Source organism: Streptomyces sp. NPDC050549 (assembly GCF_040655035.1).
Classification (GTDB): Bacteria; Actinomycetota; Actinomycetes; order Streptomycetales; family Streptomycetaceae; genus Streptomyces.
This window is the reverse complement of record NZ_JBFAJD010000002.1, coordinates 52,525-66,936: the sequence shown is the minus strand read 5'-3', so window position 1 is coordinate 66,936 and position 14,412 is coordinate 52,525. Positions and strand designations below refer to the sequence as shown.

Here is a 14,412-nt window from a genome sequence, read left to right as displayed (position 1 = left end):
CCTGGCCCGCCTCACTAAACTCTCCGCTCTTGCCCGCCTCCCCGCAGGGAGTGCCGCCGCCCGGACGGAAACCGGTCGGCACCCATCGAGCACACACCCAGCAGCCGCACCAGCAGGCCCTCCGGAGGCACCCCCTTGTCCACGCCCGCCACCGACCCCGTCGGCGCTCCCCTCGACGACGCGCTCGACGACCCTCTCGCCCGCGAACGCAGCCACCTCGCCTCCTCCCGTTCCGCGCTGCGCGCCATGCGCGAGGACGTCGAGTCGCTCGACATCAAGGACGTCACGGCAAACTGGGTCAACGCCGAGGTGCTGGCCCGCCAGATCGACGAGCGCATCAAGGCGCTGGCCGACCTCAGCGACACCCCGCTGTTCTTCGGCCGCCTCAACTACCTGCACGCACCCGGCGCCGAGCAGGCGGAGGGCGCGGAGGGCGAGCAGTTCTACATCGGGCGCCGGCATGTGCACGACGGCGACGGCGACCCGATGGTCATCGACTGGCGGGCGCCGGTCTCGCAGCCGTTCTACCGGGCGTCGAAGAAGGACCCGCAGGACATCTCGCTGCGCCGCCGCTTCGGTTACACGGGCGGCGACCTCACGGCCTACGAGGACGAGCACCTCATGGACCCGGCCGAGGCCGCCGCGACCAGCAAGCTGCTCCAGCAGGAGATCGAGCGGCCCCGCGTCGGCCCGATGCGCGACATCGTCGCCACCATCCAGCCCGAGCAGGACGAGATCGTGCGGTCGGGACTCGGCGGGACCGTCTGTGTGCAGGGCGGGCCCGGTACCGGAAAGACCGCCGTCGGCCTGCACCGCGTCGCCTACCTCCTCTACGCCCACCGCGAGCGCCTCGCCCGCACCGGCACCCTCGTCATCGGGCCGAACAAGTCCTTCCTCCACTACATCGAGCAGGTCCTGCCCGCACTCGGTGAGTTGACGGTCCGCCAGGGCACGGTCGACGACCTGGTCGCCCATGTCGAGGTGCGCGGCACGGACGAGGCACCGGTCGCCGTCATCAAGGGCGACGCGCGGATGGCGGAGGTCCTGCGCAGGGCCGTGTACTCGCATGTGAGCATGCCGGCCGAGCCGTTGATGGTGGTGCGCGGCTCGCGCCGCTGGCGGGTCCCGGCGTACGAACTCGAAGCCATCGTGCGGGAGTTGCTCGACCGCGACATCCGCTACGGCGCCGCCCGCGAGGCCCTGCCGCAGCGCATCGCGCATGCCGTGCTGGTGCAGATGGAGCGGTCGGGAGAGGCACCGGACGACCGGGTGCAGGACGCCGTGGCGCGCAACGCGGCGGTGAAGGCGGCCGTGAAGGCGGTGTGGCCGCCGGTCGAGCCGGAGAAGCTGGTGCTGCGGCTGCTCACGGACGCGGACTTCCTCGCCGTGCACGCGGACGGCATCCTCGACGAGGACGAGCAGAAGACGATCCTCTGGGCGAAGCCGGTGCGGAGCGTGAAGGCCGCCAAGTGGGCTGCCGCGGACGCGGTGTTGATCGACGAGGCGACCGACATCGTCCAGCGGACGCACTCGCTGGGGCATGTGGTGCTCGACGAGGCGCAGGACCTCTCCCCCATGCAGTACCGGGCGGTGGGCCGGCGCTGCACCACCGGTTCCGCGACCGTCCTCGGCGACCTGGCGCAGGGCACCACGCCCTGGGCGACGCGGAGTTGGGACGAGGCGCTGGCCCATCTCGGCAAGTCAGACGGTGTGATCGAGGAGTTGACGGCCGGTTTCCGTGTGCCGACGGACGTCATCACCTACGCCTCCCGGCTGCTCCCCCACATCGCGCCGGGCCTGACCCCGGTCGCCTCGGTCCGTGAGAACCCGGGCTTCTTCGACCTCCGCAAGACCGCCGGGACGGCCGAAGTGGTGGCCGCCTGCGAGGAGTTGCTGCGCAACGAGGGTTCGACGGGCCTGATCGCGGCGGATGCCCGTGTCCGCGAACTGGCGGAGGCCCTGACGGCGGCGGGCATCGGCTACATCGACCCCGGCGAGGAGACGACCGTGGACACTCGTCTGACGCTGGTCCCGGCCTCGCTCGCGAAGGGCCTGGAGTACGACTACGTGGTCCTCGACGAGCCGCAGGCCGTGGTCGACGGCGAACCGGACGAACGCACCGGCCTGCGCCGCCTGTACGTCGCTCTGACCCGAGCGGTGTCGGGCCTGATCGTCACGCACGCGGCCCCGCTGCCGCCCCAACTCGCCTAATCGGGCAGGGATTTGATCAGAGAGTCCAGGAGGCCGGGGAACCTCGCGTCCAGGTCGTCCCGCCGCAGCTGTACATAGCGGTTGCGGCCGGCGGCCCGGGTCGAGGTGAGCCCGGCCTCGCGCATGATCTTCAAGTGGTGCGAGACGGTCGACTTGTGCAGATGGGCGACGCCGAGCGCGTCGGGCGCACAGCTGAACTGCTTCCCCGTCGAGTACACCTTCAGGAGGCCCAGCCGCACCGGGTCACCGAGCGCCTGCAACACCTTGACCAGCTCGATGTCCTCGACGTCCGGCTGCGGCAGCCACTCGCTCTCCGCCTCGCTCACGCGCGCACCCCTCTCCGTACCGTTTGACAATCATCCAACAGTCCTTATTGTTTGGCCAACGTCAAACCGTTGCGCAGCCCTGCGCCGGACGCACCTGGGGGACTCGTGCGCCTACGCCTGCTCCTGCTCGCCCTCGGAACCTTCGCCGTCGGAACCGACGGCATGGTGACGGCCGGCATCCTGCCGCTCGTCGCCCGCGATCTGGACGTCTCCATCTCGGTCGCCGGACAGATGGTCACCGTCTTCGCCCTGTCCTACGGCGTCCTCGCCCCGACCCTGGCCACCGTCACCGCCCGCTGGCCGCGTCGCCGCGCCCTGCTCACGGCACTCGCCGTCTTCAGCGCCGCCAACGCCCTTACGGCACTGGCCCCTTCGTACGACGCCCTGCTGGCCACCCGCGTGCCGGCCGCCGTAGGAGCCGCCCTCTACACACCCACCGCGAACGCCGTCGCGACGACCCTGGTGCCCGCCGAGCGGCGCGGGCGGGCGATCGCGGTGGTGATGGGCGGGCTGACCGTCGCGACCGCGCTCGGGGTGCCGCTGGGCACCTGGATCGGCCGTACGGACTGGCGGCTCACGATGTGGCTGGTGACCGGGCTCGGCGTGGCCGCTTTCGCGGGTCTGGCGACGCTGCTGCCCGAACTCCCGCAGCCCGCAGCCGCGTTGAGCCTGCGCGCGCGGTTCGCCCCGCTCGCCGACCGCCGGGTGCTGGGCGCGGCCGGCACCACCTTCCTGGTCTTCCTGGCCTTCCAGACGACGTACATCTATTACACGGTGGCCACCCACCCGGCGACCCACGGCTCCCAGGACCGGCTGACCCTGCTGCTCCTGCTGTCCGGCTGCGCGGCGGTCGTGGGCTCGACGGCGAGCGGGCGGCTGATCGACCGGTGGGGACCCCGGGTGGTGATCCTCTCGGCGAGCACGGCCTACGTGGCGCTGGCTGCCGCCTCTCCGTGGACGCTGCGCACCATGCCCACCGCGCTCGTCGCCTCCGCGCTCGCCCCGGTGTTCGGCTGGTCCATCATGGTCGGCCAGATCGCCCGCGTCACCTCGCTCGACCCCGCCAACGCACCCGTGCTGATCTCCCTCAACAGCAGCACCCTCTACCTCGGCATGGCCGCGGCCGGCGGCACCGGCAGCCTGGCACTGAGCCTCTTCGGCGACCGCTGGTTCCTGCTGGCGGGGGCAGGACTCGCCCTGCTGGCCACGGGCGTCGCGGCCCTGACGACACGGCCGGTACCGCAGCCACACACGTCCACCAAGACCCCGGAACCGGCGCGCGCTTGAGGGCGCGCACGGCGCCCGGCACGGCTGACCGCGTCTCAGCCGTCGAGCGCCGCTCGCCACTCGCCCACCGCCGCCGCCGACACCGGCCGCTCCCAGCCCTCCGGGCGGGCGGCGGCGCCGATGTGGAAGGCGTCGACTCCGGCGGCGCGCAGGGTGGGGACGTGGTCCAGGCGAAGGCCGCCGCCGACCAGGATGCGCTGTTCGTAGCCGGGTTCGCCGTGCAGGGCCGCCTCGCGGAGCAGTGCGGGGAGGCCGTCGTCGACGCCGTCGGCCGAGCCGGCGGTGAGGTAGGTGTCGAGGCCGGGCAGGTCCGCGAGCTGCTTGCGCAGGGCGTCGCGGTCGGCGGCGCGGTCGATCGCGCGGTGGAACGTCCAGGCGCAGCCGTCCAGTTCGGCGACGACGCGTTCCACCGCGTCCAGGTCGACGCAGCCGTCCGGGTCGAGGAACCCGAGCACGAACTGGTCGGCGCCGGCGGTCCTCAGCTCCCCGGCGACCCGTACCAGCCGGTGCACGTCGCCCGCGGCGAAGCCGTCCGCGAGGCGGATCATCACGCGCAGGTCGATGTCCACGGCGGCGCGGATCGCGGCGAAGGTCTCGACCGGCGGGGTCAGTCCGTCGGCCGCGATGTCGGTGACCACTTCGAGGCGGTCCGCGCCTCCGGCCTGGGCGGCGATCGCGTCCTCGGCGCCGAGGGCGATCACCTCCAGGACTGCACGCGTGCTCATAGGACCCCTTCCGTCGTGTTCCCTGGAGCGGCTACAGGTCTAGTCCAATATCAGGGTACGCGGGCGGGTCGGGGGCCGCGAGATCACCCCCGCGAACGGCGAACGGCCAACGGCGGCCTACGGCCATGAACCGAAGATGTTCAGCTCCGCCGGTTCAGCCCCCGCCAGCTCGTATGCCGTCCCGTCCGGCACCCGGCGCCCCGAGTACAGCCGTACGAGCGTGGCCGCGTCGCCGATGTACCGGGCCGGGGTCCGCTCGCCCGACACATCGCCCAGCCGCAGCGAATCGTCCAGGTCGTCGAGGTCGGCGTGGAGAGGCAGATGGCCTTTCTGACGGGTCACGGCCGAGAAGGGTCAGAGCGGACCCCAGCCTTTCGCCCCCATAGGCCCCGGGCTCGCCGAGCGTGTCCCGTACGTCGCCGGCGTGCACCCTCCCCCACTGCCCGAAAGGCGTGGGGGGACCTCCAGCCGAACGCGACCGCGTCCGGCACACCGCCCGCGCGGGCGATCACCGCACCGGCCTCGGTCATCCCGCGCTCCAGTTCGTCGACGACCCGCGCGTTGCTCCAGTCGGCCCGCTCGGCGATGTCCCGGTCGTTGGCCTCGGGCGAGAACACCCCCTCCTCGAACCGGCGCTCCACCACCCTGATCAGCGCGGACGAGCAGTGCGCGAGCACGTCACGCACGGTCCAGCCCGGACACGCGGCGGTCGCCAGCGCGAAGTCCTCCTCGGAGCGGGAGCGCAGAGCGGGATCAGCGCGTCGCGCTCGCCGGTGAGGAACCGTCCGGGCAGTTCGGGGTCGCATACGTCGTGTGTCGTGTCGGCGTAAGTCATGGGCTACACGCTAGGAGCGTCGCCACGGGAGGAAAATAAGCGCCATGGCCGATCTCGACGCCCTTCGCGCCCGCTGGACCCGTGCTCTCGAAGGAGCCCGGGCGCCCGGCGGCGGACCAGACCCCGCGCCGTACGCGGAGAATCTCCTCGCCCGCTGGCGGGAGCCACAACGCCACTACCACACGCTCGCCCACCTCACGGCGGTCCTGGACCACATCGACGTGCTGGCGGAGTACGCCGACGACCCGGACGTCGTACGGCTCGCGGCCTGGTTCCACGACGCGGTCTATCTCCCCGACCGGTCCGAGAACGAGGAGCGGTCGGCGCGGCTGGCCGAGCGGGCGCTGCCCGAGGCCGGGGTGCCGAACACGAAGACGGCCGAGGTCGCCCGCCTGGTCCGGCTCACCGTCACCCACGCCCCCGCCGACGACGACCGCGACGGCATGGTGCTGTGCGACGCCGACCTCGCGATCCTGGCCGCACCACCGTCGGCGTACGCCGCGTACACGGCCGCCGTCCGCGAGGAGTACCACTTCGTCCCCAACGACGCCTTCCGCGAGGGCCGTTCGGCGATCCTGCGCCAACTTCTGTCCCTGCCGAAGCTGTTCAGGACTCCGCACGGGCTGGCGGAGTGGGAGGCGACGGCGCGCTACAACCTGACGGGGGAACTGGCCCTGCTGGGCTCGGCAGACCCGAGTGCCGGGTGAGGACGGCGAGTGGTGAATTGTTTATTCACGGCAGGTCGCGGGGCGCGGCCCTATGCTCCCCGGCATGGGGACCACAGGCGCACCACAGGTGGAAGAGGCCGTAGCGAGCTGTCTCGCACTGCTGAGCACGGCGACGGACCGGGACTGGGACGTCGTGAAGGCCGAACGCCTGGAGTGGAGTTGCCGGTACACCGCCGAGCACATCGCCAGTGATCTCATCGCGTATGCGGGCCAGTTGGCCGGGCGCGCACAGCACGCCTACGTCCCCTTCGACATCGTTCTCGACGACGGCACCGACAACTCCGGGGTCCTGGACGTGATCCGGGCGACCGGCACCCTCCTCGCCACCACCGTCCGCACCACCCCCCGCGAGGTGCGCGCCTTCCACCCGTACCCGTTCCGCAGCGCCAACCGCGAGGGTTTCGCCGCGATGGGCACCGCAGAGGTGCTGCTGCACACCCAGGACATCGCCGCAGCCCTGGGGCTGGACTACCAACCGGCCCGGAAACTCGCCGAGTTCGTCCTCACCCGGATCTTCCCGCAGGTCCGCCCCGGCGCCGACCCCTGGCGCACCCTGCTGTGGGCGACCGGCCGCGGCGAACTCCCCGGCCGCGCCCCCGTCACCGAGTGGCGCTGGCACAACAACCTCGTCCTGCCCACCGAACGCCTCACCCTGGACGGCATCCATCCGGCGGCCGCCGCCGACCTGGCCGCCGGCGGCGACGGCGGCTTCGAGTGGATCGACGGCGGCCCCTTCCAGGGCACCCGGGAGGCCGCGACCTTCATGACGAAGGCGTACCAAGGGGGCTTGCACCGGCCGGAGTTCGGAGTGTTCACCCTGGTCCGCCGCGAGGACGGCCGCGCGGTCGGCGGCATGGGCTTCCACGGCACACCCGACGAGGAGGGCCGCGTGGAGGTCGGCTACGACCTGGTGGAGGGCGCGCGCGGCAAGGGCTACGCGACGGAGGCGCTGCGCGCGCTGACCGGCTGGGCCCTGGCGCGGGACGACGTGCACACCGTCCTCGCGACCGTCGAACGCGACAACATCGCCTCCCAGTCGGTGGTTTCACGCGTGGGCTTCAAACAGGTGGGCGAGGACACCGACGAGCTGACCTACGAACTGGGCGGCTGACCGACCAACTCGGCTACTGCGCCCGCCCCTTGGGTCGGCGCAGCCCCGCCGCCGTCAGCAGCCGCACCACTTCCCGGCTCCTGACCTCCACCGCTCCGGCGGCCACCGCGTCCGCGTAACGATGCGACGGAATGTCGTAGTGGTCCCGCTCGAAGGCCCGGCGCGGCACGCCCAGCTCCTCGGCGAACAGGTGGAGTTCGTCGTACGAGACATCGCTGACGAGATGCGACCACAGACGCCCGTGCCCCGGCCAGGTCGGTGGGTCGATGTACACGGTCACAGGGAACCCAGGTTTCCGACCGCGGCGACCTTCACTCCCGCCTGGTGGCACACCCAGTGCGGATCGGGTCCGAGCTCCGGTTCGACCTCCAGGGCGTGCGGGTCACCGGCCGAGCAGACCGGGCAGAGCGGCCAGCGCCCGTACGCCTCCAGCAGCGCGTCCTGCACGTCCTGCGCGACCAGGCCGGCCACGTAGTCGACGCCTTCCGGCCACTGCTCCACCCACCACCGCCGCTGCGCGACGGACTCCTCGACCATCGACACCACGTCCGCCGCCACGACCTCGCGCGCGGCCAGATCGGCGAGCACGAGCGCGCGGGCGGCGTGCAACGCCTGCTCCAGGGGGCTGACGGGGTCTCCGGTGGGATCCATGCACCCATTGTGCGCACTCTTGACCGGACCACCGTCACGAAAATATCTTTCAAAGGTGACCCAGGACGTGAAGGAAATTTTCGGAAACGGTTCCGGGAGTACGCCACCCGCGGCCCTGGCCGCCAAGGTGCGCACCCTCGCCCCCTCCATGACCCGCTCCATGCAGCGCGTCGCCGAGACCGTGGCCGCCGACCCGGCCGGCTGCGCGGCCCTCACCGTCACCGGCCTCGCCGAACTCACCGGCACCAGCGAGGCCACCGTCGTCCGCACCGCCCGCATCCTCGGCTACCACGGCTACCGCGACCTGCGCCTGGCCCTCGCCGGGCTCGCCGCCCAGCAGCAGTCCGGGCGGGCGCCGGCTCTCACCACCGACATCGCGGTCGACGACCCGATCGCCGACGTCGTCGCGAAACTCGCCTACGACGAGCAGCAGACCCTCGCCGACACGGCCGCCGGCCTCGACACCGCGCAGCTCGGCGCGGCCGTCACCGCGCTCGCGGGTGCCCGCCGTACCGACATCTACGGCGTCGGCGCGTCCGGGCTCGTCGCCCAGGACCTCACCCAGAAACTCCTGCGGATAGGCCTCATAGCCCACGCCCACAGCGACCCGCACCTCGCCGTCACCAACGCCGTGCAGCTGAAGGCCGGGGACGTGGCGATCGCGATCACCCACTCCGGGTCCACCGGTGACGTCATCGAACCGCTGAGAGTCGCCTTCGAGCGCGGGGCCACGACCGTCGCGATCACCGGGCGGCCGGACGGGGCGGTGACGCAGTACGCCGATCACATTCTCACCACGTCCACGGCTCGGGAGAGTGAACTGCGGCCGGCGGCGATGTCCTCGCGTACGAGTCAGCTGCTGGTGGTGGACTGTTTGTTCATCGGGGTGGCGCAGCGGACGTACGAGCAGGCCGCGCCCGCGTTGTCGGCGTCGTACGAGGCGCTGGCGCATCGGCACCGCCGCTAGCCGGACGGGACGAGCACAACCTCACACCGCACGATCGAAAGAGCCGCTTCTCCATGACCTCTACGTCCAACCCCCGTGATCTCCGTGCCGAGTTGGAGTCACTCACCACCGAAGCCTTCCGGCCGGAACTCGCCGGTATCGATCAGCTGCCCACCCCCGACATCGCCCGGCTCATGAACGCCGAGGACGCCACTGTCGCCGCCGCGGTCGCCCGCCGCCTCCCCGAGATCTCCGCCGCTGTCGACGCCGTTGCGGAACGCATGGGCAGAGGAGGCCGGCTGATCTACATGGGAGCCGGTACCGCCGGGCGGCTCGGCGTGCTGGACGCGTCCGAGTGTCCGCCGACCTTCAACACCGACCCCTCCCAGGTCGTCGGACTGATCGCGGGAGGTCCGACCGCCATGGTCACCTCCGTCGAAGGGGCGGAGGACTCCCGCGAGTTGGCGGAAGCCGACCTCGACGCGCTCTCGCTCACCGCCGACGACACCGTGGTCGGTGTCTCCGCCTCGGGGCGGACGCCCTACGCGATCGCCGCCGTCGAGCACGCGCGCGGCCTCGGCGCGTTGACCATCGGCCTGTCCTGCAACGAGCACAGCGCGCTCGCGGCAGCCGCCGAGCACGGCATCGAGGTCGTCGTAGGACCCGAACTCCTCACCGGATCAACGAGGTTGAAGGCGGGCACGGCCCAGAAGCTGGTCCTGAACATGCTGTCCACGATCACGATGATCCGGCTCGGCAAGACGTACGGGAACCTGATGGTCGACGTCCGCGCCTCCAACGACAAGCTGCGCGCCCGCTCCCGCCGTATCGTCGCGCTCGCCACCGGCGCCGACGACACGGAGATCGAACGGGCCCTCGCGGCGACCGACGGCGAGGTGAAGAACGCGATCCTGGTGGTCCTCGCGGGGGTCGACGGCCCGACGGCCGCCCGCCTTCTGGAGGAGTCCGGGGGCCGGTTGCGCGCGGCACTGACCACTGCGGGCGGCTGACCAGCACGCTCAGGGGGTGGATACTCCGTACGACACCGCCGCCACGCTCCTCCCCCTGGTCGGCGGCCCCGCGAACGTCACCTCCGTGGCCCACTGCATGACCCGCCTCCGCCTCGGCCTGGCCGACCGCTCACTGGTGGACGAGGAGGCGTTGCGCGCACTCCCCGCCGTGCTCGGGATCGTGGACGACGACACGTACCAGATCGTCCTGGGGCCGGGGGTGGTGGCCCGAGTGACCCCGGAGTTCGAGAAGTTGGCAGGTACGGGCGGTGAACTGGCCGCCCGGGGGGCCGAGTTGCAGGAGGAACGGCAGGCACGCAACGCGACCCCCGCCAAACTCCTCCTCCGCCGGATCGCGAACATCTTCGTCCCCCTCATCCCCGCCCTGATCGGCTGCGGGATCCTGGCCGGTCTCAACGGCCTGCTGATCAACATGAGTTGGCTGCCGGGCCTGACCCCGGCCCTCGCCGCCGTCGCCTCCGCCTTCCTGGCCCTCATCGCGGTCTTCGTCGGCCACAACACGGCGAAGGAGTTCGGCGGGACGCCGGTGCTCGGCGGGGCGGTGGCGGCGGTCGTCGTGTACCCCGGGGTGGCGAAGGTGACGGCCTTCGGAGTCGCCCTCTCCCCCGGCCAGGGCGGAGTGCTGGGCGCACTCGCGGCGGCGCTGCTCGGCACGTACGTCGAGAGGTGGTGCCGCACCTGGGTCCCCGCGACCCTTGACGTCCTCGTCACCCCCACCCTGACGGTCCTGGTCGCGGGCCTGGCAACGCTCTACGGCCTCATGTACGCGGCCGGCGAGATCTCCACGGCGATCGGCACGGCGGCGAACTGGCTCCTGTCCACCACGGGCCCCTTCGCGGGCCTGATCCTGGGCGGCCTCTTCCTCCCCCTGGTGATGCTGGGCCTCCACCAGGCCCTCATCCCCATCCACACCACCCTCATCGAACAGCAGGGCTACACCGTCCTGTTGCCCATCCTGGCGATGGCGGGCGCGGGCCAGGTCGGCGCGGCGGTCGCGGTCTACTTCCGCCTGCGCCACGACACTTCACTCCGCACGACCATCAAGGCGGGCCTCCCCGCAGGCCTGTTGGGCATCGGCGAGCCGCTCGTCTACGGCGTCTCCCTCCCCCTCGGCCGACCGTTCCTGACCGCCTGTGCGGGCGGTGCGGCGGGCGGCGCGTTCGTCGGCTTCTTCGCGACCCTCGGCGACAAGGTGGGCGCGACGGCGATCGGCCCTTCGGGCTGGGCCCTGTTCCCGCTGCTGGCGGGGAACAGGGGGCTGGGGACGACGGCGGCGATCTACGGGGGCGGGCTGCTGACGGGGTACGCGGTGGGGTTCGTGGCGACGTACTTCGTGGGGCTGAGCGGGGTACGGCACGAAGCCGGGTGAACAGCAACACCCTCGCCCCGGTCCGCTGAACGGAACAGCACACGACACCCGCTCCCCGGCCCACCAGGCTGCCCAGCACACGCACGGAAACCGAAGCGGCCCCGCACGGGGGAACGGAGGAAGAGGCATGCCCGAACGACGAAGAGTGTTCGCGCTCGTCACCGCGGTGCTGGCGATACTGGCCCTGGCCTGGGCCGGCGGCTCGCCCGCACAGGCCGCGGGCTTCACCCCGATCAACGTCTGGAACTCCAGCCACTGTCTCGACAACGCCACCGAGAACGCCGCGAAGCTCCAGATGTGGTCCTGCACCGGCGGCGCCGAACAGAAGTGGCTCGAAGGGTTCAACACCCAGACCGGCCTGTTCACCTTCACCAACCAGAACACAGGACGGTGCATCACCGCGCCCGCCTCCGGAACGGGCACGGTCACCATGGCGTTCTGCAACGCGGCGGCGACCAACCAGCAGTGGCGCGTCTACTTCGCCGACAACCCGCTCGGGCCGCCCTCCGGCTGGTACGACGTCTGGCAGAACGTGTCGAGCGGATATTGCCTCTCCACGCCCAGCGTCGGAAACGGCACCCTCATCCAGACGACACCCTGCGACCCCTCCGACCTGTACGACCGCTGGCATCAGCAGTAACCCACCGAACCCTGCCTCAACGACCGGCTCCCGAACGACGGGAGCCGGTCCCGGCCGCCCGCCACACCAGCGTGTACCGCCAGAACAACCGCCGCCGCAGCCGGACCCCGGGCAGGAGTCCTACGGCCTCGCGGCGGATCTCGGCGAAGGTCTGCTCCGGCGACCGGGTGACGGCGGTCATGGACACCGGGCGGGAGGCGGCGAGCCACCCCCGGTTCTTCAGCCACCCCACGATCAGATTCAGCGGGATGGAGACGAGGCCGAGCAGACGGTCGACGAAACCCTCCTCGCGGGCGCAGCCGACGACCACGAGGGTTCCGCCCGGGGCGAGTTGGTCGCGGAAGCGGGTGAGTGTCTCGGCGAACGGAAGGTGATGGAGAGCCGCGACGCAGGTGATGACGTCGTAGGGGCCGGCGGGGAGGCCGGCTGAAACATCGGCGACGGCGAAGATCGCGGGGACGCCGGGCAGGGTCAACTCCCTTGCCCGGGCGATGATTTCGGGGTCCGAGTCGATGCCGTCCGCCGCCGCCGTCGCCCGACCGGCCAGCAACCGCACCAGGTCACCGCTCCCGCAACCGACGTCCAGCGCTCGCCCGAACCTGCGGGGCAACTGCCGTAGCAGCCAAGGGTGGTAGTGGGCGTTGTGGCTCCAGGGGTGGGCCGAGTTGAAGGCGTGGAGGGCCTGGAGCAGGCGGGGTGAGAGGCCGTGGGTGAACGTGGGGTCCCCCTTCCGCGTCGGAGGTGTGGACAGGCGCAGGCACCAGAAGTCGAAGAGCCTCCACGCCATGTTCTCAGCAGGGAATCCGTCGTCGGCAACGCCCAAGGGGACTCCATGAACACGAACCCGAACCACCTCGTCGGGCTGGTGCTCGCACCGCTCCTGGGTGCCTGCCTCCTTGCCGGTTGCGGCGACGACCGGGGTGCGGGCGACGGGCGTACGGACAGTCAGTCGCTCCGAGCGCAGGAGAAGCGCGCTCGTGAAGTGGCCGACGCCTGGCACGGATCCGCGGCCGCCGCTGCCTGGAGCCGGGGCTACCACCCGATGGCCGACGCGACGCAGCCCCCGGAATCGGGCTGGCACAGCGAGGCGGACAAGCAGGCCTACGAGACCGGGAACATCGTCCGCCGCGGCAAGCTGCCGACCACCACGATCACGCGGGGGAAGGTGGAGTGGAGGAGCGGGAGCACCATGAACCGTCCACTGGTGGAGCCGAACACGGCGTATCAGTCGTTCGCCCGCTACAACAGTGCGGGACCCCGGCTCACCGTGACGGGAGTGAAGCTCGGCGAGACGACGATCACCACGAGCCGGGGAACCGCAACCGTTCCCGCCTGGCTGTTCACTCTCGACGGCTACGACACTCCGCTCAGGCAGGTGGCCATCACCCCGTCGAAGCTTCCCGAACCGCCCATCCGACAGGCCCAGCAAGGATCCGCCGGCGGCCTCCGGAATGTCGCCGGGCTGACCGGGACGGCGGCGGACGCCCGCTCCCTCACGGTGCGGGCGACTCACGGAGCCTGCGACGACGGCCCCGTCGTCAACGTGCTGGAGACGGACGAGAGCATCGTGCTGTACGCCTCTGTCACGGGGGAGCGAAGCGGCGCCTGCACCGCCCAAATCATCGAACAGAACGTGCGGGTGGAGTTGCGGCAACCGCTCGCCGACCGCGTCGTCCTGGACGCCCTCACCGCCCGGCCGGCACCGTACGGAGACGGTCCGCGTTCGTCGGCAGCCTGACGAACTGAGTCCTTCCGCCCGTCCCTCATGGGTACCCGTACTCATGCCGGGGCGCGGCCCTCGGTCCACCGTGGTGACACCAACCCGGACCGACCCGAAGGACGCCTCGATGCCGCATCCCTCCCGCCCGCGCCGGCTCCTCGCACTCGCCACGGACAACTGGCCGGCCCGGGCCTACCTGGGCGTCGTGGGCTCCTCCGTCGTGGTGATGTTCCTCTCCCCGGAGAGTCCCGTCGCCACTGCCCCCTTGGTACTCACCGCACCCCTCTCCCTGCTGGGCGTCGTCCTCCCCTTCGGTCCCGGCACCGAAGGCGGCGGGACGGCACAGGGGCTGGCCGTCGGCTCCTGGACGGTGTGGGTCGTGCTGAGCGCGCTGGTGAACGCGGCCGTGATCGGCGCCCTGGCGACGAGGAAATCCGCAGCGCCCTCCACAACGCCCCCTGCGACGCGTGCCGCCCGCCTCCGCACCCTGCTAGCGCCCGCCGTCGACAACTGGCCCGCGCGGGTCTACCTCGCCGCGGTCACCGCCTCGGTGGTGTTCTTCCTTTGCGCCGCGTACGTCCTGCCGGACCCTGGTTTCGCCGGGGTCTGGCCGCTCATCACGACCGCGCCGCTCAGCTTCGTCCCCCTCGCGGTGTCGATACCGGCCGAACTCCCCGATCTCTCCTGGCTTAGCCCGCCGCTCTTCGCCGCCGCCTGCGCCCTGTGCGGGCTGGTCAACGCCGTACTGCTCGGCCGCCTCGCCCACCGCCTCCGGGCACGCGAAGCACACCCGGCCGTCTGAGCCGAGGACCGTGGGGTCCACCGCGCCACC

At 71.6% G+C, this 14,412-nt stretch carries 15 protein-coding genes and 1 pseudogene; 10 read left to right on the top strand and 6 right to left on the bottom strand.

The annotated features are described in order from the left end of the window. Window positions 1-135: 135 nt before the first annotated feature. On the top strand, window positions 136-2,211 hold the full coding sequence (locus tag AB0I51_RS04365) for a UvrD-helicase domain-containing protein (RefSeq protein WP_362971293.1): 2,076 nt from the start codon (window positions 136-138) through the stop codon (window positions 2,209-2,211). On the opposite strand, the gene AB0I51_RS04360 is transcribed toward AB0I51_RS04365, so the two are convergent. Beyond that, window positions 2,208-2,537, bottom strand: a complete 330-nt coding sequence (locus tag AB0I51_RS04360; protein WP_362971291.1) for an ArsR family transcriptional regulator — start codon at window positions 2,535-2,537, stop codon at window positions 2,208-2,210. The genes AB0I51_RS04365 and AB0I51_RS04360 overlap by 4 nt on opposite strands. Before the next feature lie 105 nt (window positions 2,538-2,642). On the opposite strand from AB0I51_RS04360, the gene AB0I51_RS04355 reads away from it, so the two are divergent. Beyond that, entirely contained in the window at window positions 2,643-3,824 is a 1,182-nt protein-coding gene (locus tag AB0I51_RS04355; RefSeq protein ID WP_362971289.1) for an MFS transporter, read from the top strand. A gap of 35 nt (window positions 3,825-3,859) precedes the next feature. Here the strand turns inward: AB0I51_RS04355 and AB0I51_RS04350 are convergent, their stop codons facing one another. Both AB0I51_RS04350 and AB0I51_RS04345 read right to left on the bottom strand, forming a co-directional pair. Beyond that, window positions 3,860-4,549 (bottom strand): copper homeostasis protein CutC, encoded by a 690-nt coding sequence (locus AB0I51_RS04350; RefSeq protein ID WP_362971287.1) that lies wholly within the window; start codon window positions 4,547-4,549, stop codon window positions 3,860-3,862. Window positions 4,550-4,666: 117 nt separating this feature from the next. Then, window positions 4,667-5,384 (bottom strand): annotated as a pseudogene (locus tag AB0I51_RS04345) (maleylpyruvate isomerase family mycothiol-dependent enzyme). Between the two features lie 44 nt (window positions 5,385-5,428). On the opposite strand from AB0I51_RS04345, the gene AB0I51_RS04340 reads away from it, so the two are divergent. After that, on the top strand, window positions 5,429-6,091 hold the full coding sequence (locus tag AB0I51_RS04340) for a hypothetical protein (RefSeq protein ID WP_362971285.1): 663 nt from the start codon (window positions 5,429-5,431) through the stop codon (window positions 6,089-6,091). 64 nt (window positions 6,092-6,155) lie between these two features. Further along, on the top strand, window positions 6,156-7,223 hold the full coding sequence (locus AB0I51_RS04335) for a GNAT family N-acetyltransferase (protein WP_362971283.1): 1,068 nt from the start codon (window positions 6,156-6,158) through the stop codon (window positions 7,221-7,223). A 13-nt stretch (window positions 7,224-7,236) separates the two neighbouring features. Here the strand turns inward: AB0I51_RS04335 and AB0I51_RS04330 are convergent, their stop codons facing one another. Both AB0I51_RS04330 and AB0I51_RS04325 read right to left on the bottom strand, forming a co-directional pair. Further along, window positions 7,237-7,503, bottom strand: coding sequence for a DUF4031 domain-containing protein (locus AB0I51_RS04330; RefSeq protein WP_362971281.1), 267 nt, complete (start codon window positions 7,501-7,503; stop codon window positions 7,237-7,239). Beyond that, window positions 7,500-7,874, bottom strand: coding sequence for a hypothetical protein (locus tag AB0I51_RS04325; RefSeq protein WP_362971279.1), 375 nt, complete (start codon window positions 7,872-7,874; stop codon window positions 7,500-7,502). Before AB0I51_RS04325 ends, AB0I51_RS04330 begins: the two co-directional genes overlap by 4 nt. Before the next feature lie 55 nt (window positions 7,875-7,929). Between AB0I51_RS04325 and AB0I51_RS04320 the strand changes: the two genes are divergently transcribed. The 4 genes from AB0I51_RS04320 to AB0I51_RS04305 all read left to right on the top strand — a co-directional run bounded on the left by AB0I51_RS04320 (window position 7,930) and on the right by AB0I51_RS04305 (window position 11,860). Beyond that, a complete protein-coding gene (locus AB0I51_RS04320; protein WP_362971277.1) occupies window positions 7,930-8,841 on the top strand; it encodes a MurR/RpiR family transcriptional regulator in 912 nt (303 codons plus the stop codon). Window positions 8,842-8,894: 53 nt separating this feature from the next. Beyond that, window positions 8,895-9,830 carry an N-acetylmuramic acid 6-phosphate etherase gene (gene murQ / locus AB0I51_RS04315; RefSeq protein WP_362971275.1) on the top strand — a complete coding sequence of 312 codons (936 nt, stop codon included), beginning with the start codon at window positions 8,895-8,897 and terminating at the stop codon, window positions 9,828-9,830. A gap of 16 nt (window positions 9,831-9,846) precedes the next feature. Continuing rightward, a complete protein-coding gene (locus tag AB0I51_RS04310) occupies window positions 9,847-11,220 on the top strand; it encodes a PTS transporter subunit EIIC (RefSeq protein WP_362971273.1) in 1,374 nt (457 codons plus the stop codon). A 127-nt stretch (window positions 11,221-11,347) separates the two neighbouring features. Further along, window positions 11,348-11,860: an RICIN domain-containing protein gene (locus AB0I51_RS04305; protein WP_362971271.1), complete on the top strand. Its 513-nt coding sequence runs from the start codon at window positions 11,348-11,350 to the stop codon at window positions 11,858-11,860. Window positions 11,861-11,876: 16 nt separating this feature from the next. On the opposite strand, the gene AB0I51_RS04300 is transcribed toward AB0I51_RS04305, so the two are convergent. Beyond that, complete coding sequence (locus tag AB0I51_RS04300; protein WP_362971269.1) at window positions 11,877-12,647, bottom strand: class I SAM-dependent methyltransferase; 771 nt, start codon at window positions 12,645-12,647, stop codon at window positions 11,877-11,879. A 45-nt stretch (window positions 12,648-12,692) separates the two neighbouring features. Here AB0I51_RS04300 and AB0I51_RS04295 point away from each other — a divergent pair, with 45 nt between their 5' ends. After that, window positions 12,693-13,598 carry a hypothetical protein gene (locus AB0I51_RS04295; RefSeq protein ID WP_362971267.1) on the top strand — a complete coding sequence of 302 codons (906 nt, stop codon included), beginning with the start codon at window positions 12,693-12,695 and terminating at the stop codon, window positions 13,596-13,598. A 109-nt stretch (window positions 13,599-13,707) separates the two neighbouring features. Continuing rightward, window positions 13,708-14,382 carry a hypothetical protein gene (locus tag AB0I51_RS04290; RefSeq protein ID WP_362971265.1) on the top strand — a complete coding sequence of 225 codons (675 nt, stop codon included), beginning with the start codon at window positions 13,708-13,710 and terminating at the stop codon, window positions 14,380-14,382. Window positions 14,383-14,412: the final 30 nt, after the last annotated feature.